This window comes from Chryseobacterium sp. II3a (assembly GCF_057815135.1).
Map to the genome: position 1 here is coordinate 620,045 of NZ_JBYPZJ010000002.1, position 21,695 is coordinate 641,739.

Sequence of the window (21,695 nt, forward strand, 5' to 3'; positions counted from 1 at the left end):
TCAGATCCTGATAACGCCAGTCTAAGCTTCCTTTTTCATCAATAATCTGGATGATTTCTCCATTCCAGTCAAATCTAAGTCTCAGAGCCGGAAATTGTTGCTGGGTGTAAGCCCATGCTTCTTTAAGGGCCTCCACATTCATGTCAGAAAGATAATCCCATACCAATTGTACACGATAGGCATCATCTGTATCTCCCTGGTTCAATGCATGATATACAAACCCTTCCTGAAGACTGTTTGCCAGATATATTTTCTCAACCTCTGCCGATTCCTGAACTGATAAGAGTTGTTTATCCTCTATAATATAATCAATATCCGAACGGGTAAGGAAGCTGCGGGTATTTTGAGAAAGTTCTTCAACCACATGAATAATCTGCTCTTTAAAAGATTGTGCAAGCTGCTCTACCTGTTGTTGAGTAAGATATCCTGAAAGGCTGAAACGAAGCTGTCCTTTTAATACTCCACCATTAATACTGATAATATGACTGTCTTTGTTCCTTTTTCCTATTGAAAGACCGGTATCTTCTGCTGCAATAGACCATGTTTTTTCACCAGAATGGTCTTCCTGGTCTAGCTGTCCAAGATAATTGAATCCAATCTTCGGAAGTTCGTGATTAGTATAGCCAACAAGGCCTCCATACCCAATACCGTGATCCGGAATTTCTCTTAAGGCTTCTTTGGTCAATATCACTGTGTCACTCGCACTTCTTCCTGTTTCCAATAATAGTGGATACATGGAAGTAAACCAGCCTACCGTTTCCGTAATATCCAGATTAGTGAATACGTCTTCGCGGCCATGTCCTTCCAATACAATAGCATGTCTGGATGCTCCAGTGAAATCTGTAAGTGCTGATGACAATGCTGCCAACAGCAGATCATTGATTTCCGTATGGTATACGTGATGGCTTCCTCTAATCAGTTTTTCTGTAGTATTCTGATCCAAAAGAAGGATATCATGATGGTATTCGGTACCGGAAATTTCCTCAAGGATCTGATTGCTTTGATCTACATCAGAGGTTATGCCGCTCCAATAGGCCAGTTCTTTATCTCTGGATTCTGGATCTTCATATTTATAATTTTTAATAGCTTGTACCCATTGGCGGTAGCTGCTACTTTTCTTAATCTGATAATTTTCTCCTTTTTCAATCGCCTGATAGATGTTTCTGAGGTCTTCAAGAATAATTCTCCAACTCACCGTATCAATAACAAGGTGATGGAAAGCAAAGAAGATCCTTGCTGTTTTATCCTGATATCCGGTGATATAGCCGATATTGTAAAGTGGTCCTTTTTCAATATCAAACTGCTCCTGCCATGTAGTGAATATTTCAGAAAGTTCTTTCTGACTTACTTTGGAAACATCAAGATAATTGATTTTTGCCCCTCTATTCTGATCTCCATAATACTGACTATAATTTCCATTTTCAAGAGGATAATATAATCTGAAAGCATCATGTTTTTCAATCAGAAGTTCAATGCTTTTTTCTAAAAGACTGCGATCCAGTTCCGGAACATTAATCAAGAATGCCTGATTCCAGTGGTTTGAATCCGCCAGGTATCCCTTTTCTTTCTCACTAAAGAACCATTCCTGAACAGGGAGAAGCGGAACTTCACCTGTAAGGATTCCTTGTTCTGTAAGAATCTCAACCTCAGCTCCTGATTTTTTCTCTTCCATCAGAACCGCCAATGCTGCTGCAGTTCTTGAGGAAAATATTTCTTTCACGCTTAGCCTTACCTCCAAACGTTGTTTTATTTTTCCTACCAGCTGAATGCTGATGATACTATCCCCTCCTAATCTGAAGAAATCATCATGAATACTGATACTTCCGGCATTGATTCCCAGTACTTCTCCATAAATTTCAACAAGACTCTTCTGAAGTTCCGTTTCTGGAGCAGAATATTCTTTGTTTCCGGTGAAATCAGGTTCCGGTAAAGCTCTTTTATCCAGTTTTCCATTGATGGTTAATGGTAAAGCTGTTAAATGAACAAAAGCTCCGGGAACCATATATTCAGGAAGAGTTTCAGACAGATATTCCGAAAGCAGCACTGAATCAATCATTGCATCAGAAACATAATATCCGGCCAGATATTTAATTCCTGATTTATTTTCTTTGGCTATGACCGCAACCTGTCGGATACCCGGATAGCTTAGTAAGGTATTTTCAATCTCTCCTAATTCGATACGATAGCCACGGATTTTCACCTGGAAGTCGTTTCTTCCGATATACTCCAGTTCTCCGTTTGGTAACCAGCGTACCAAGTCTCCGGTTTTATACAACCTTCCATTCTCTCCTTTTACGAGTTGTTCCGAAGTTTGGAAAGGATTGGAAATAAAACGTTCTTCTGTAAGTTCAGGACGATTCAGATAGCCTCTGGCAATACCCGCTCCGCCAACATAAAGCTCTCCGGCTGCTCCTACAGGTACAGGACGTTGATAATCATCCAGAACATACACCGTCATATTCCCAATAGCACCTCCGATATTCACTGGATTGCCATCTTCGTTGTAATGGTGTAAAGTAGCACATACGGTACTTTCTGTAGGTCCATAGGCATTGATAAGATCTACTCCCTGTTCTTTATAAAGCTTCATTACCTGAGGATTGGTAACATCTCCTGCCACCACCATTATTTCTAATGGAAGAATATGGTCTTTTGTGAGAAGTACCGGTGGTATGGTCGCAATACTGATATTATTTTCATGTATATACTCCTGTAAAGCAGTAAGATCCGTTTGTTTATCTTTTTCCAGGATGTAAATGCTGTGCCCATGGGTAATGGATGGATATAATTCCCAAACGTGCGCATCGAATACATAGTTAGCATACCACAGGCAGTTTTTATGAACAGAGTCTGATTTCAGACCAAATTCTTTAGCTTCCTGCTCTATTAAGTTGGCTACACTTTTATGTTCAATCATTACTCCTTTTGGAAGTCCTGTAGTACCGCTGGTATAAATTACATAAGCCAGATTCTCAGGTTTCACTTCTGTCACAGGATTTTCTGAAGATACTGTTTCAAGAATAGCCTGGAAAGTAATTGTATCCAGTGAAATAAATTCTACTGATGTATTTTTTACTTTTTCTGATGTATTTTCTTCTGCGAGAATAATTTTTGCTGCCGTATCCTTAAGAATATGTTCTATTCTGTCTGCAGGATATGAAGGATCCATCGGTACATAAGCTGCTCCGGATTTTAATACCGCCAGGATGGCAATAAGCATTTGCTCAGAACGGTTCAGACATAATGGAACAATATCATCCGGCTGAAGACCATAAGTTTCAATAAGATGGTTCGCCAAACGGTTAGCACATTCATTAAGCTCACGGTAAGACAGTCTTACGTCCTGATACACTACTGCAATCTGATTCGGAGTTTTCGCAACCTGTTTTTCGAATAATTTGTGAATGGTGATATCAGAAGGATAAAATACTTCTGTTGCATTCCATTCTTCCATCATTTTTTTACCAGTATCTTCTGTTATTAAACGAAGATCAGATAGTTTGGTTGTTTCCAGGGTCACATTATTACCAAAGGCCTGTTCAAGCAGATACAGATAAGAATCAATCATATTACTCACTGTTTCTCTTGCGAAAATTGCCTTGGCATAATTGAACATTCCCTGGATGGTTTCTTCTCCATCATCAATCATAGTAGACAAATCAAACTTAGCCACATCATAATCCGTATCTCCTTCATAAGGATGGAACAGCACATCTGCATTATCAGTACTTCTACCAAAGCTCTGAAGACCAAACATCACCTGAAATACCGGATGACGGGACATATCCTGTTCTACACCTAGTTCTTCAACCAGCTTTTCGAACGGCAGGTCCTGATGAGACTGTGCCTCAATTACCGACTGAGCGATCTGAAGAATAAAATCTTTAAGGTTTTGCTCTGTATCAATGGTTTCTCTTAAGGCTAATGTGTTCACGAAGAACCCTATCATATCCTCAAGACCTGCATGATGTCTGTTGGCAATAGGGCTTCCTACTACGATATCATCCTGACCGGAATAAGCAGACAGCATCAGATAATACCCTCCAAGCATCACACTGTATAAACTCACTCCAAGATATTTAGATGTTTTTCTCAGATCCTGAGCCAGTTTCGAAGACAGTACAAAATGGATGGTTTCTCCATCATAAGAAACCTGGTTGGGTCTCTTATAATCTACAGGTAGATTTAAGGTCTGGAAATCATCCAGTTTTGTTTTCCAGTACTCTACCTGACGGTCAAGTCTTTCTCCGGAAAGGTAATCTCTCTGCCATAATGCAAAGTCTTTATATTGTACCTTAACTTCAGGAAGTTGAGGTTCTTCACCCTTGGTAAGGGCATTGTAAATTGTTTGTATTTCTTTTAAGAAAATATCCGTTGACCAACCATCAAATGCAATGTGATGAATCACAACTGACAAATGATGGTGGTCTCCTAACCTAAAAATGCTAATTTCTATAGGAAGTTCTTCATCCAGACGGAAGATTTTATTGGAAACTCTGTTGATTTCTCTGTCCAGCTCCTCTTTTGTATTTACCTCGTGTAAATGAATAGCTGGAACCTGGTCAAGAATCAACTGATATCCTTTTCCTTCGTCTGTTGAACGGATAATGGTTCGTAATACTTCATGTCGTATTACAATGGTTTCGAGTGCCTTTCCTATTACTGAAAGATCTGTTTTTTCGTTCAGACGAACGGTCATAGGGATGTTATAGGCACTGCTTCCTCCTTCATAAGTTTCAATAAACCAAAGTCTTTCCTGTGCAAAAGATAATTTTTGCTCTTCAGGGGTATTTACTTTTACTGGTATAATGGTAACCTGTTCATCAATATTATTTTGATCATTTAATGCTTCTGAAAGTGAGGCTACTGTTTTATGCCCAAACATCACAGCTACCCCAACCTGCATGTCCAGAGTTCGTTTGATGGAGCTGATTAATTTGATGGCCATAATACTGTTTCCTCCAAGACTGAAGAAATCATCATGAATACCAATACCAGAGGCGTCTAATCCAAGGACTTCTCCATAGATCTGACATAATTTCTCCTGTAATTCGGTTTCGGGGGCTGTGTATTCCCTGACTCCGGTAAATTCAGGTTCTGGTAATGCTCTTCTGTCTAATTTACCATTGATGGTCAGTGGTAATGAGGTTAAATGAACAAACGCTGCAGGAACCATATATTCTGGTAATACCTCTGATAAGAACGCGGTAAGATCACTTACTTCATTCGCTTTTTCTGAGACATAATATCCAACAAGGTATTTCAGTCCAGCTTTGTTTTCTTTGGCCAGAACCACAGCTTGTTTTACTTCCGGATATTCCTGAAGTCTATTTTCTATTTCTCCTAATTCGATTCTGTAGCCTCTGATTTTCACCTGGAAGTCATTTCTTCCGATGTATTCCAGTTCGCCATCAGCAAGATAGCGTACCAAATCTCCGGTTTTGTACAGGATTCCGTTGCTTCCCTGCTCTTTCTCTTCCAAAGTCTGGAAAGGATTGCTGATGAAACGTTCTGCGGTGAGTTCTTCACGGTTCAGATAGCCTCTGGCTATTCCCGATCCACCTACATACAATTCTCCTACTGCTCCGACCGGAACGGCACGAAGATGTTTATCCAGGATATACATGCCCTGATCCGGAATATTCTCCCCGATCAATGAGGCTTTATCAAGATCCTCTGCACTCAATTTCTTGTAGGTTACATGGACGGTGGTCTCAGTAATTCCATACATGTTAATCAGTGTTGGAGAAGAATGATAACGCTCATACCAAGGTTTTAAAGAGGCCAGATTTAAAGCTTCTCCACCAAAGATCACATAGCGAAGATTGCTTAACTGTTCTTCTCTTTGAAGTGCTGTATCGATAAACTGGTAGAAGGCAGTTGGGGTTTGGTTAAGCACCGTTAAGCCTTCTTCTAAACATAAGCTGAAGAATAAATTGGTGTCTTTGGTTTGTTCAGAGGATGGAACTAATAGCTTTCCACCGTAGAATAAAGCTCCCCAGATTTCCCATACACTAAAGTCAAATACATAGGAATGAAATAAGCTCCAAACGTCTTTGTCATTAAACTGATACCAATGATCAGTAGCACTGAACAAACGGGCTACATTACGGTGTTCCTGTAGTACTCCTTTTGGCATTCCTGTCGTTCCACTGGTGTAGATTACATACGCCAGATGATTGGAAGCTACGGAAGTAACAGGATTTTCAATACTGTTATTTTCAAGAACTGTTTCCAGCTCCGGATCGTTCAGTATAAGTATAGAAGTTGTCTCTCCGCAGGCTTCAAGAACATTAAGCTCAGAACCACCTTGGGTAATAACAATTTTTGCGCCTGTATCGGTAAGAATATGTTTAATTCTATCTGCTGGATATGACGGATCCATTGGTACGTAAGCTCCACCGGATTTTAGCACAGCCAGAATAGCTACAAGCATTTCTTCTGAACGCTCCAGACATAAAGGGATAAGATCATCTGGCTGAATATCATACGTTTTGATAAGGTAGTTCGCCAAACGGTTGGAACGTTCATTAAGCTCACGATAGGATAATCTTACATCCTGATAAACGATTGCCGTATGATCTGGCGTTCTCTTAACCTGGGTTTCAAATAATTGATGAATGGTGGTATCACTTGAATAGTCAACTCCAGAAGACCATAATTTGGAAACCGTTTTATATTCTTCCTTAGTAAGATAAGATAACTGCTCGGATGAAATTTCTGAGTCTTCAAGGATCTGATCCAAAACAGTGTTCATTCCATCGATTAATTGCTGAATCATGGCTTCCTCAAACAAATATCCTTCGTAGCTGATATTCAGCCAAATCTCATCACTCGCTTCATAAGCTACTATTCCCAACGGATAATCCAGACGCTCTACTGAACCTTTGAAGACAAATGATAATTCATTATCCTCATCTCCTTTCGGTGCCGGGTAATTTTCGTACACAAATAAGCTGCTGAAAATTCTACGTCCGTCATGCTGAAGGCTTGCCAGGTTTACACTACTATGGGTATTGAGCTCACTGATTCTGTTCTGAATTTCTGAAATAATATCGGCTACTTTACCTTCCGTATGGCTCACAATCAGTGGTAAGGTATTGATATACAAACCAACTGATGATTCAATACCATCTACCGGTATACTTCTTCCGGAAACTGTAGTTCCTACCACCGTAGACTGTGTTCCGCTGTAAATCGCTAATTGTTTATGCCATAGATATTGAAGGACAGCATTGATGGTAAATCCGTTCTTTGCTGTAAACTTCTTCAATTGCTCGTATTGTTTACCCACAATCGACATTTTTATCGAGCGGTGATCTACAATCTGTTTGTATTCTGAAAGATCAATCTGTTTCTTAGATTCTTTAATCCAGCCACTGATATCTTCACGATCTTCGAGAAGTCCCATATAGTCTTTCCAGAAATCAGCATTAGCATCTTTATGGTTCTGAAGATACTTTTGGGCTTCTGCATACGCTTCATCCGGTGCCGGAGAAAGTTCCTGATTTTTAATTAATTTTAAATAAGCCTCATGAATAAGCGTCAGGAATATTGGCATACTCCACCCATCAAGAATGGCGTGATGATTACTGAAAAGACAGGTGTAATGCTGTTCTGAACGTTTGAACAGGTATATTCTGAAAAGACTTCCTTTTGCAAGATCATATACTTCAAAACGGTCTTTATGAGTCATTTCAGAAATCAAATCTTCCTGTTGATCTTTGTTCATTTCACTCAGATCGTGATAACGCCAGTCAAGACTTCCTTTTTTGTCAATGATCTGAACAATTTCTTCACTCCAATCAAACCTCAATCTTAATGTAGGAAGCTGATTTTGAGTATATATCCATGCATTTTTCAATTGCTCAAGATTCATTTCTGAGCGATAATCCCATACCAATTGTACACGATAGGCATCATCAGTATCTCCCTGATTCAATGCATGATATACAAATCCTTCCTGTAAGCTGTTGGCCAGATATACTCCTTCTACAGCTCCGGATTCCTGAATATACATCAGCTGATCTTTTCCAACGATATTTTCTGTATCTGATGGAGTTAACCACGTTTTTTGTTCTGCTGTTAATTCATCAACAATTTGTTTTATATACTCTTTAAATTTTTGGGTAACCAGATTAACCTGATCCTGTGAAAGATATCCTGAGATTCCAAAGCGAAGCTGCCCGTCGGCAATGGCTCCGTTGACACTAATGATATAGCTGTCACGGTTTCTATCACCCATGGAGTTTCCACTGTTTTCTCCAGAAATATACCAGGTTTTCTCTCCTGTACTTTCTTCCTGGTCAAGCTGCCCAAGATAGTTGAAGCTGATTTTTGGAAGTGCCTGTTCAGTATATCCAACAAGACTGCCATATCCAATTCCATTGTTTGGAATGCTTCTCAACGATTCTTTGGTTAAAACAACAGTATCTTTTACGTCTTTTCCGGTTTGCAGCAACAATGGATACATGGAAGTAAACCATCCCACTGTTTCTGTAATATCCAGGTTATTGAATACCTCTTCACGGCCGTGCCCTTCCAGAAGAACGGTATGTCCTGATGTTCCGGTAAGGTCTGAAAGTGCAGAAGCAAGCGCAGATAACAAGATATCATTAATCTGTGTATGATAGACATGATGAATCTCTCTAATCAGCTTCTCTGTATAGCTTTCTTCAAGACTAAGATTAGCAAAATGATACTCCTCAGAAGATACTTCAGTTAAAATATCATTGTTTTTCGCAACATTTCCTGCAGTATGAGTCCAGTAAGCAAGTTCTTTGATTCTGGCTTCAGGGTTATCAAGAAGATATCCTTTTACAGCCTCAGTCCATTGGCGGTAGCTGCTTCCTTTTACATAGGTTTCAGGCTGATTTCCTTTTTCCAGTGTCTGATATATATTTTTCAGATCTTCTGTAATGATTCTCCAGCTTACAGCATCAATAATTAAGTGGTGTAATGCAAAGAAGATTCTTGCACTTCCGTCTTCGTATCCGTGAGCATATCCAACCTGGAATAAAGGTCCGTTTACAATATCAAAATGAGACTGCCAATCTGTGAATACGTTGGAAATTTCTTCTGATGACATTCCTGAAATATCAAGATCTTTAATTTCCGGTATATATTCTATTCCGTACTGTTGAGTGTATGTATTATTTTCTTTTGGATAATAGATTCTGAAGGCATCATGCTTTTCAAACAACAGCTTTATACTTTGTTTCAGTACTTCTGTAGTAAGCTCAGGAACGGTAATCAGGAAAGATTGGTTCCAGTGATTAAGATCTCCTACATACCCTTCCTCAACCAAATTAAAGAACCATTCCTGAATAGGAAGGAAGGACAAACTTCCGGTAAGCTGACCCTGTTCTGTCACAATCTGAGTTTGCTCTTCTTTGGCCTTGCTTTCCATTAAGTCGGAAAGTTTCAGAACTGATCTGGTGGTAAAAATATCTTTAACACTTACTCTTATATCAAGTCTTTGTCTGATTCTGCTGACAAGCTGAATACTGATAATACTGTCACCTCCTAATCTGAAGAAATCATCATGGATACCAATACCAGAGGCGTCTAATCCAAGGACTTCTCCATAGATCTGACATAATTTCTCCTGTAATTCGGTTTCAGGGGCCGTGTATTCCCTGCCTCCGGTAAACTCAGGCTCCGGTAATGCTTTTCTGTCTAATTTACCGTTGATGGTCAGTGGTAATGAGGTTAAGTGAACAAACGCTGCAGGAACCATATATTCTGGTAATACCTCTGATAAGAACGCGGTAAGATCACTTACTTCATTCGCTTTTTCTGAGACATAATATCCAACAAGGTATTTCAGTCCGGCTTTGTTTTCTTTGGCCAGAACCACAGCTTGTTTTACTTCCGGATATTCCTGAAGTCTGTTTTCTATTTCTCCTAATTCGATTCTATAGCCACGGATCTTCACCTGGAAGTCATTTCTTCCGATGTATTCCAGCTCGCCATCGGCAAGATAGCGTACCAAATCTCCTGTTTTGTACAGGATTCCGTTCATTCCTTGATTCTTCTCTTCCAAGGTCTGGAAAGGATTGCTGATGAAACGTTCGGCAGTAAGCTCTTCACGGTTCAGATAGCCTCTGGCAATTCCCGCTCCGCCTACATACAATTCTCCTACTGCTCCTACCGGAACGGCACGAAGATGTTTATCAAGTATATACATACCCTGATCCGGAATATTCTCCCCAATTAATGAGGCTTTATCCAAGTCTTCCGCACTTAATTTCTTGTAGGTTACATGGACGGTGGTCTCAGTAATTCCATACATGTTAATCAGTGTTGGTGATCCAGAATAACGATCATACCAAGGTTTTAAAGAAGCCAGATTTAAAGCTTCTCCACCAAAGATCACATAGCGAAGACTGCTTAATAGGTCGTCTCTCTGAAGGGCGGTATCAATAAAATGGTAGAAGGCAGTTGGGGTTTGATTAAGCACCGTTAAGCCTTCTTCTAAACATAAGCTGAAGAATAAATTGGTGTCTTTGGTTTGTTCAGAGGATGGAACTAATAATTTTCCGCCATAGAACAGCGCTCCCCAGATTTCCCATACACTAAAGTCAAATACATAGGAATGGAATAAGCTCCAAACGTCTTTGTCATTGAACTGATACCAATGATCTGTAGCACTGAACAAACGAGCTACGTTGCGGTGTTCCTGTAGTACTCCTTTTGGCATTCCTGTCGTTCCACTGGTGTAGATTACATACGCCAGATGATGAGATGCTACGGAAGTAACAGGATTTTCAATGCTGCTATTTTCAAGAACAGTTTCCAGTTCCGGATCGTTCAGTATAAGCATAGAAGTTGTCTCTCCACAGGCTTCAAGAACATTAAGCTCAGAACCACCTTGGGTAATAACAATTTTTGCGCCTGTATCGGTAAGAATATGTTTGATTCTATCTGCTGGATATGACGGATCCATTGGTACGTAAGCTCCACCGGATTTTAGCACAGCCAGAATAGCCACAAGCATTTCTTCGGAACGCTCCAGACATAAAGGAATAAGATCATCCGGTTGAATATCATATGTTTTGATAAGATAATTCGCCAAACGGTTGGAACGCTCATTAAGATCACGGTAAGAGAGTCTTACGTCCTGATATACAATAGCTATATGATCTGGTGTTCTCTTAACCTGGGTTTCAAATAATTGATGAATGGTAGTATCACTTGGATAGTCAACTCCGGAAGACCATAGCTTAGAAACAGCTTCATTTTGTTCTTCAGAAATCAAATCCAATTCGGATATAGCAAGCCTTTCTGTATCATTGATTTCTGCGATCTGACCAAGCAGGAAAAGATACGTATTCAGCATATTCTGAACGGTTTCTTTTGAGAAAACAGATTTCGCATAGTTGAACATTCCCTGTAAACTATGGCCGATATCGTTAATCATAGTTGTTAAGTCAAACTTAGCTACCTGGTAATCAACATTTCCATTGAAAGGATACAATAATGTTGTTTTGTTTTCTGGCTGAGAAACTTCTTCCCCAAAGCTCTGAAGACCAAACATTACCTGGAATACCGGATGTCGGGAAGTATCTTTCTCTACTCCAAGTTCTTCCACTAATTTTTCAAAAGGAAGATCCTGATAGGACTGAGCTTCTGTTACTGATTGGGCGACCTGTAAAATAAAGTCTTTTATCTGCTGATTCGGATCAATAGTTTCTCTGAGTGCCAGTGTATTGACAAAGAATCCGATCATCTCTTCAAGACCTGCATGGTGACGGTTTGCAATAGGGCTTCCTACAATAATATCATCCTGCCCGGAATAGGCAGAAAGCATAAGGTAATAACCACCCAATACAATACTGTAAAGACTTACTCCAAGATCTTTTGAGAGATTTTTTAACTTTTGAGTCTGCTCCTCATTAAGGCTGAAATAGATATTTTCTCCTTCATAGGATATCTGAGCCGGTCTCTTGAAATCTGTTGCCAGATCCAGATTCTGGAATCCTCCAAGTTTATTTTTCCAGTAACCAATTTGCTGTTCTAGCCTTTCTCCGGTAAGATAATTGCGCTGCCATAATGCAAAATCCTTGTATTGGATCTTTAATGCAGGTAATTCATGTGGTTTACCTTCTTTAATGGTATTGTAAATACTGATTAATTCTTTTAAGAAGACATCTGTAGACCATCCGTCAAATGCGATATGGTGAATTACAACTGATAAATAGTAATTTTCTTCAAACTTAAAGATTTTGATATCTACAGGCAGTTCTTCTTCTAAGCGGAAAATCTTGTTGGCTGCATAGCTCACTTTTTCTTCCAGTTCCTGCATTGTTTTCACCTCATATTGATGAATAACAGGAATATCATCCATAACCACCTGCCAGCCTTTTCCTTCATCGGTCATACGAATGACTGAACGAAGCACTTCATGACGCATTACAATAGCATCCAATGATTTACAAAGGACCATAATATCTGTTTTTTCATCCAGAAGAAAGACCATTGGAATATTATAAGCACTGGTTCCACCTTCATAATTTTCAATAAACCAAAGTCTTTCCTGAGCAAAAGATAAGCTCTGTTCTTCAGGAGAATTTACTTTGACAGGGGTAATCATCACCTGCTCACTGCCATGGGTATCTTCTGATAACACCATTGATAATAAAGCAATGGTCTTGTAATTGAATATTTTGGAAACTTCTACCTGTATCTGTAAAACCTGTTTAATCTTACTGATAAGCTTGATGGCCATAATACTGTTTCCGCCCAGCCTGAAGAAGTCATCATGAATACTGATCGTGTCCGCATCTACTCCAAGAACTTCACCATAAATCTGGCAAAGCTGCTTCTGAAGGTTTGTTTCCGGAGCTGTGTATTCTTTGCTGCCTGTAAAATCAGGTTCGGGCAAAGCTTTTCGGTCTAGTTTTCCATTGATTGTTACCGGTAAAGCTGTTAAATGCACAAACACACCGGGAACCATGTATTCAGGAAGAGACACTGATAGATATTCTATAAGCAATTCTGAATCTATAACTGAATCAGAAACATAGTAAGCTGCCAGATATTTCAGTCCGGATTTGTTTTCTTTCACCAATACAACCCCCTGGCGAATATCGGAATATTCTAATAAGGAATTTTCAATTTCCCCTAATTCAATACGATGGCCACGGATTTTCACCTGGAAGTCGTTTCTTCCTACATATTCCAATTCTCCATTCGGTAACCAGCGCACTAAATCTCCGGTTTTGTATAAACGGCTGTTCTCTTCTCTTTCTTTCTGAATAATTGTTTGGAAAGGATTTGAGACGAATCGTTCTTCGGTTAATTCAGGACGGTTCAGATACCCTCTTGCGATCCCAGCTCCTCCAATATACAGTTCCCCTACAGCCCCAACAGGAGCCAGGCGATTTTGCTCATCAAGAACATATGCATAGGTGTTTTCAATTGGGCCACCGATGTTCAACGGATTTCTATCTCCTTTATAATAATGCAGTGTTGCACAGACTGTTCCTTCTGTAGGACCATATTCATTTACAAAGATAATATCGTCAATATTTTTATCTAAAGCAGCGAAGCTTTCTCCGCCGGCAAATATGAGTTTCAGACTCGTTCCATGTTCTACAACTTCTCTTAGCAGAACAGGCGGAATAAATGAAACTTCAATGTTATTATTTTTAATATAATCATTAAGTTCTCCTACGGATGTTCTGAGATCATTGCTGTACAGCCACAACGTATTTCCATTACAGAGTACCGGAAATGCTTCATACACAAAGGCATCAAATACATAGTTTGAGTAGCATCCTACCTCCTGATATTCTTGAAGTCGGTGAGCTTTTATCATTGATTCAATGAGGTTTATCACTCCTGAATGTTCAATCATTACTCCTTTTGGCAATCCTGTGGTTCCACTGGTGTAGATCACATAAGCAAGATTATCTGCATTAACCTGTACAACAGGATTTTCAGTTGATGTTATTTCAAGTTTTGCTTTAAGACTGATATCATCTAAAGCAAGAACCTCAACAGATGCATTTTCCAGTTTTCCTGCTGTACTTTCTTGTCCGATCACCAGTTTTGCCTGAGTATCATTCAAAATATGCTGTATTCTGTCTGAAGGATAGGAAGGATCCATCGGAACATAAGCTGCTCCAGATTTTAAGATAGCAAGAATAGCGATCAATATATTTTCTGACCTTTCAAGGCATACTGGTACCAAATCATCTGGTTGAAGTGAATAATTTTCGATCAGATAATGAGCCAGTTGATTAGCTTTTTCATTCAACTCCTTATAAGAAAATTTGGTATTCTGATACACCAATGCTGTCTGATCAGGAGTATTTTTCACCTGATTTTCAAAAAGTTGATGGATTGTTACTTCTGATGGATATGCTGTATAGGTTGCATTCCAATCTTCTGTTAATTTTTTATACTGATCATGAGTAACAAGGTTTAAATCAGAAAGGGTAACTTTTCTTTGATCTTCATCTTTTGTCATTTGCTCCAGTAAAAATTCATAGGACCGGATCATATTCCCCACCGTTTCTTTAGAGAAAATGGCTTTAGCATAGTTGAACATTCCTTTAATTTCCTCTCCGCCATCATCAATCATTGTCGTCAGATCGAATTTAGCCACTTGATAATCTATTTCTCCATCAAAAGGATAAAACAGCCTGTCCTGGTTATTTTGAGATAAAGCATCACCACCGAAGTTCTGAAGCCCAAACATCACCTGGAAAACAGGGTGTCTCGAGGTATCCTGTTCTACTCCAAGTTCTTCTACTAATTTTTCAAACGGCAGGTCCTGATGAGATTGAGCATCGGTCACTGATTTTGAAACCTGAAGAAGGAAGTCTTTAAGATTTTGCTTAGCATCCAGTTTCTCTCTCAATGCCAATGTGTTGACAAAAAATCCGATAATATCTTCCAGTCCTGCATGATGACGGTTGGCGATAGGGCTTCCTACCACAATATCATCCTGCCCTGAATATGCTGAAAGCATCAGATAATATCCGCCCAGCATTACAGAATACAGGCTTATTCCAAGATTTTTGGATAAAGCTCTCAGCTTTTCACTTTGTTCTTCATCCAAGCTGAAATATAGGTTTTCTCCTTCGTAAGAAATTTGAGAAGGTCTTCTGAAATCGGTCGGAAGATCCAGGTTTTGGAAATCCTCAAGCTGATCTTTCCAATAATTGATCTGCTGTTCAAGACGTTGTCCTGAAAGATATTCACGCTGCCATAAAGCATAGTCTTTGTACTGAATCTGTACGTCAGAAAGTTCTTCCGCTTTTTCGTTATTAAGAAGTGCTTTATAGATCGTCTGGATCTCTTTCAGAAATATATCGGTAGACCACCCGTCAAAAGCAATATGATGAATTACTGCTGACAGATAATGTTTGTTTTCAAACTTGAAAATATTAGTTTCAATAGGAATTTCTACCTCAAGTCGGAAGATTTTATTAGCACATTTGTTAAGCGCTTCATCTAAATCTTCTCTTGTGCTTACTTCCGTCATATTCCATTCAGGCAGATGATCTGTAACCTGCTGATAACCGGCTCCATCTTCTGTTGTTTTAATCACGGAACGAAGGATTTCATGACGTTTAATTACTTTTTCAAATGCTTTCTGCAATACTGAAATATCTGTTTTTTCATCCAGAATTGCTGCCATTGGGATATTGTAGGCACTGCTTCCACCTTCGTAGGTTTCAATAAACCAAAGTCTTTCCTGGGCAAATGATAATCTTTGTTCTTCCGGAGAATTTACTTTTGCAGGAGTAATGACAGCCTGCTCTTCAGTGTGTGTTTCGTTGCTTACAACTTCAGACAAAGAAGCCACTGTTTTATGACTGAAAATGGTTGCCACTTCTACCCTTACCTCCAATACTTGCTTAATTTTACTGATCAGTTTGATGGCCATAATACTATTTCCTCCTAATCTGAAGAAATCGTCATGAATACTGATTCGGCTGCTATCCAATCCTAAAACTCCTGCATAGACTTCAGCGAGTTTCTGCTGGAGTTCATTGACTGGAGCAGTATAGGTGTCCATCCCTATAAATGTAGGTTCAGGCAGCTGTTTTCTATCGAGCTTACCATTGATAGAAATCGGAAGTTCAGTAAGATGTACAAATGCTGCGGGAATCATGTATTCAGGTAAAGTCTCTGATAAAAATTCTGAAAGCAGATGTGAATCAATGGCTGAGTCAGCCACATAATATCCTGCAAGATATTTCATCCCTGCATTATTTTCTTTAGCTAAAACGGCCACCTGACGGATTTCCGGATGTTGAAGCAGCCTGTTTTCTATTTCTTCCAGTTCAATACGATAACCACGGATTTTTACCTGGAAATCATTTCTTCCGATATATTCTATATTTCCGTCCGGAAGCCAACGAACAAGATCTCCGGTTTTATATAATTTCCCGTTTTTATTATTTTGCGCTGCAGTTTGAAAAGGGTTGAAAATAAAACGCTCATCTGTAAGATCGGGTCTGTTCAGATACCCTCTGGAAACCCCTGATCCTCCAATATAAAGTTCTCCTGCGGCTCCAACAGGTACAGGACGGAACTGAGCATCTAATACATAAACGCTTGTATTACCAATAGGGCGTCCTATACTGTTTGCTCTTCTATTATTATTAACAATTGAGGTAACGGTAACTTCAGTGGGACCATAACAATTAAGAAAGTTGAAATGTTCCTCTTTTAATTTATTATAAAGATCTACAGTCAAAGCTTCTCCTCCTGAAGCCAGTTTACGCATTGTTTTCACTTGTGTGATATCAATATTCTGCAACACCGAAGGAGTAAGATTGATATAGGAAACTTTATGATCATTAAGCATTTTTATGAATGCTTCTTCATTTAAATAGCTTTTCTCTTCACTAAGAAGCATACTATTTCCATTCAGAAGAGCCAATAACATCTGCTCTACGGATGGGTCAAATACATAGTTGGCAAATTGAAGAATAACATCCTGATCATCCAGACCATAACGGGAATACAGGTCAGAGACAAGGTTCACTACATTTTTATGCTCTACCATTACCCCTTTTGGAAGCCCTGTTGTTCCACTCGTATAAATGGCATAGGCAAGATTGCCCGAGTTTATATTGATAGTAGGATTTCCCGCAGGCATTCCCTCAATAGCATCTTTAAATAGAATATTATCAAGAGATACAACATTTACATTTTCAACCACTTGCACCTGATTCCCTGTGCTTTCCTGGGCAAGGACTACCCTTGCACCTGTATCTGTCAGAATATGTTTTATTCTATCAGCAGGATAGGAAGGGTCCATAGGAACATAAGCTGCTCCTGCTTTCCATACTGCCAAAATAGCAATGATCATATTCTCCGAACGTTCTAAACATAAGGGTACTAATTCGTCAGGCTGAAGATTATATGTACTGATAAGATAATGAGCCAGACGGTTTGAGAGCGCATTCAGCTCACTATATAAAAGTTTTCTATCCTGAAATATCAGGGCTATATGATCTGGAGTTTTTGCAACCTGTTTTTCAAAAAGTTCATGGATGGTTTTCTCAGATGGGAAATCATACCATGTATTATTCCAATCTTCTGTTATCTTTTTAAATTCTGCCTTGGTAAGGTAAGAGAGCTTTTCAGACATCATTTCCGGGTTATCCAGAAGCTGAGAAAGAATGGTCTCCATCCCTATAATCAACTGGGACATCATTTCCTGTTCGAATAAATAACCATCATAATTCAGGATTAATGATACTTTATCTTCACGTTCATAGGCTACAACCCCCAATGGATAATCTAATTTTTCTACTGAATCTCTAAACTCAAAGCCTAATTCATTCTTTTCTCCACCCTTAGGAACAGGATAATTTTCATACACAAATAAGCTGCTGAAAATTCTGCGTCCATCGTGGTGAAGGTCTGCAAGGTTAATATTACTGTGTGTATTAAGTTCAGAAATTCTGTTCTGAACCTCCATAATATGTTCCGTAACCTTTCCTTCTCCATGATTCACAATCAGTGGTAATGTATTGATATATAAACCTGCTGAAGTCTCAATTCCATCTATTGGCAGGTTTCTGCCCGATACCGTAGTTCCTACAACACTGCTGTTCAATCCACTATAAATACTAAGCTGTTTATGCCATAAATACTGCAGCACCGCATTTACAGTAAAACCTTGCGCTTTAGTAAATTTCTTCAAACGGTGGTACTTTTCTCCTTCTATCGGTAAATTGATGTGCTGATGATTCTGTATATGGCGATAAGCTCCCAGATCAATATGTCGCTCTTCTTCTTTGATCAGACTGCTTAGATCTTCATGATCTTCTAATAAGCTCATGTACGACTTCCAGAATGATGTACTTCCTGTTTTATGAGACTGTAGATATTGCTGAGTCAACGCATAGGCATGGTCAACAGATATCACCGGAATATCATTCTTAATCAGGCTCATATAAGCATCATGTACACTGTTTAAGAGTACAGGCATACTCCACCCATCCAAAATAGCGTGGTGATTGCTTAGTAAGCAGCTGTAATGCTTTTCTCCTCTCTTGAAAAGATATACCCTGAACAGGCTTCCTTTCGAAAGATCATAGATCTCAAAACGATCTTTTTGAGTAAGTTCGCGGATGAATATCTCCTGAGATTGATCATCTAAAGTACTGATATCCTGATAACGCCAATCCAAATCTCCTTCTTTATCAATCACCTGAACAATTTCCCCATTCCAGTCAAATCGAACTCGTAATGTGGGATAGGACTTCTGGATAAGCTCCCAGGATTTTTTAAGATCATCTCTATTGATTTCAGAATGGTATTCCCAGATTAACTGTACTCTGTAAGCATCATCTTTATCACCTTGATTTAATGCATGGTAAACAAACCCTTCCTGTAAGCTGTTTGCCAGATATACCCCTTCTATTTCACCTTTCTCCTGGATCATAGAAAGCTGTTTCTGGTCTACAATATAGTCTACATCGGATGGTGTAAGATAGCTTTTACTTTCTTCCGAAAGTCTTGTTATAATAGATTCCAGATGATCTTTAAACTGAGAAGAAACTGCATGGATCTGATGCTCTGAAAGATATCCGGATACTTCAAAGCGTAATTGCCCATCCACAACAGCTCCATTGATGCTGATATAGTGGCTGTCACGGTTTGTACCTCCAATACCTAACCCGCTATCTTCCGCAGTAATAAACCAACTTTTCCCACCTGTGGTATCTTCCTGATCCAACTGCCCCAGATAATTAAAACTGATCTTAGGAAGAGCATTACCGGTATAACCAATCAGGCTTCCATAGCCGATTCCTTTATTAGGAATTTTTCGTAAAGACTCTTTTATCAGGACAATGGTATCAAACAGATCCTTACCTTTATTCAATAGCAATGGATACATTGCTGTAAACCAACCTACTGTCTCTGTGATATCAAGACTCTCAAATACCTCTTCACGTCCATGACTCTCTAACAGTACAGAATGACTTTCTTCTCCTGTAAGATCAGAAAGAGTAAGGGATAATGCTGCGAGAAGAAGATCATTAATCTGTGTATGATATGCCTGATGGATATTTCTAATCAACAAACCTGTCATTTCTTTGCTGAGAGTCAGATGCCCATAATGATATTCTTCTCCTACCAACCTACTCAATGTATCATTTTGATCTGATACGGTATCTGCAGCAGCATTCCAGAATAATAATTCCTGTGCTCTGGATTCCGGATCTGATATTTGATATTGTTTTACGGCTTCTGTCCATTGGCGATAACTGCTTCCTTTCTTATGAGAAAGTACTTTTTCTCTATCTCCTTTTTCAAGGGCCTGATAAATATTCTTTATATCTTCTGTAATAATCCTCCAGCTTACCGCATCAATAATCAAATGATGAAAAGCAAAATAAAGTCTGGCACTTCCATCATTATATCCATAGATGTAACCTACATGATACAATGGGCCTTGCTCAATATCAAACCCGGATTGCCATTCTGTAAGTATTTTTGATAGTTCATCTTTATTCAGAGTGGAAGCGTCCAGTTGTTTGATAGACGCGAAGATTTGAGTATTTCCATACGATTGAATATACCCCGTATTGCTTTTTTCAAATTTTAATCTGAATGCATCATGTCTTTCTATCAAATGTCTGATAGATTCTTCGAGTAATTCTTTATCAAGTTCAGGAACATTCACAAGGAAAGCCTGATTCCAATGGTTGAAGTCTGCAAGATATCCTTGCTCTTTCTGGCTAAAGAACCATTCCTGAACAGGAAGTAAGGAAACTTCTCCTGTAAGGAGTCCTTGTTCTGCTACAATTTGTGTTTGTTCGTTCTTTTTATTTTCTTCAATAAGTAAGGACAATACCGCCGGCGTTCTGGATGTGAAAATCTCTTTCACACTTACTTTTACATCAAGCTGTTGCCTGATTCTTCCTACCAGCTGGATACTGATAATACTATCCCCTCCTAATTTGAAGAAATCATCGTGAATACTGATTGTTCCGGCATCAATTCCCAATACACTGCTATAAATCTGGCATAATCTGGATTGAAGTTCAGTCTCTGGAGCAATATAGTCTTTACTTCCTGTAAATTCAGGTTCAGGCAGCTGTTTTTTATCCAGTTTTCCGTTAATTGTAAGCGGTAAGGATTCTAAGTGAACAAAGGCTCCGGGAACCATATACTCTGGTAAAGATTCTGATACATATTCCGAAAGAAGCTGAGAATCTATTGCTGAATCAGCAACATAATATCCGGCCAGATATTTCAAACCGGCATTATTTTCTTTAGCCAGCACTGCTGTCTGGCGGATGCCCGTATAACGAACTAATGTATTTTCAATTTCTCCTAATTCAATTCTATAACCACGGATTTTCACCTGGAAATCATTTCTTCCCAGATATTCAAGCTCTCCATTAGAAAGCCAGCGTACCAAATCCCCTGTTTTATATAATCGTCCATTTTTACCTTCTGCTTTTTCAGCTCTACTTTGGAAAGGATTGATCATAAAACGTTCTTCTGTAAGCTCCGGACGGTTCAGATATCCTCTGGTAATGCCTGCTCCACCAATATAAAGCTCACCTATTGCTCCAACAGGAACCGGACGTAGCTTATCATCCAAAACATAAGAAGTCATATTTCCGATAGGCTTTCCTATATTCAGTGGATTGTTGTCTTCTTTATAGTAATGAAGGGTGGCACAAACTGTTCCTTCTGTAGGGCCATAAGCATTAATAATATCTATTCCCTGAGCCTGATAAAGGGCCATCAATTGAGGGTTGGTAACATCTCCGGCAACCATAAGTTTCTCCAGTGGTAAAATATAATCTTTGGTAAGAAGTACCGGAGGGATTGTTGCAATCCTGATATCATTTTCACGGATATAGTGCTGTAATGCTGCAATATCCGTTTGTTTTTCTTTATCCAGCAGATAAATGCTATGACCATGGGTAATAACAGGGAAAAGTTCTGCAACATGCGCATCAAAGACATAATTGGCATACCAAAGACAATTTTTCGTGGTATCTTCTCTGGTATTTAACTCCAGCTTTTCTGCAAATTGGGTCACAAGGTTTGAAACTCCTCTATGTTCTACCATTACTCCTTTCGGAAGTCCTGTTGTTCCGCTGGTATAGATCACATACGCTAAATTTCCAGACTTTGTTTCCGTAACAGGGTTATTTGAATCTGCAATCTCTAATTGTGCCTTATATTGAACCTCATCC

At 39.1% G+C, this 21,695-nt stretch carries 1 protein-coding gene (cut by both window edges); it reads right to left on the minus strand.

Every position in this 21,695-nt window falls within one protein-coding gene, locus tag AC3HD6_RS07615, for a non-ribosomal peptide synthase/polyketide synthase, read on the minus strand. The gene is 44,232 nt long; 14,447 of those nucleotides lie to the left of the window and 8,090 to its right, leaving coding positions 8,091–29,785 in view (codon 2,697, partial, through codon 9,929, partial); the first complete codon in reading order (the gene reads right to left) occupies positions 21,692–21,694. Both the start codon and the stop codon lie outside the window.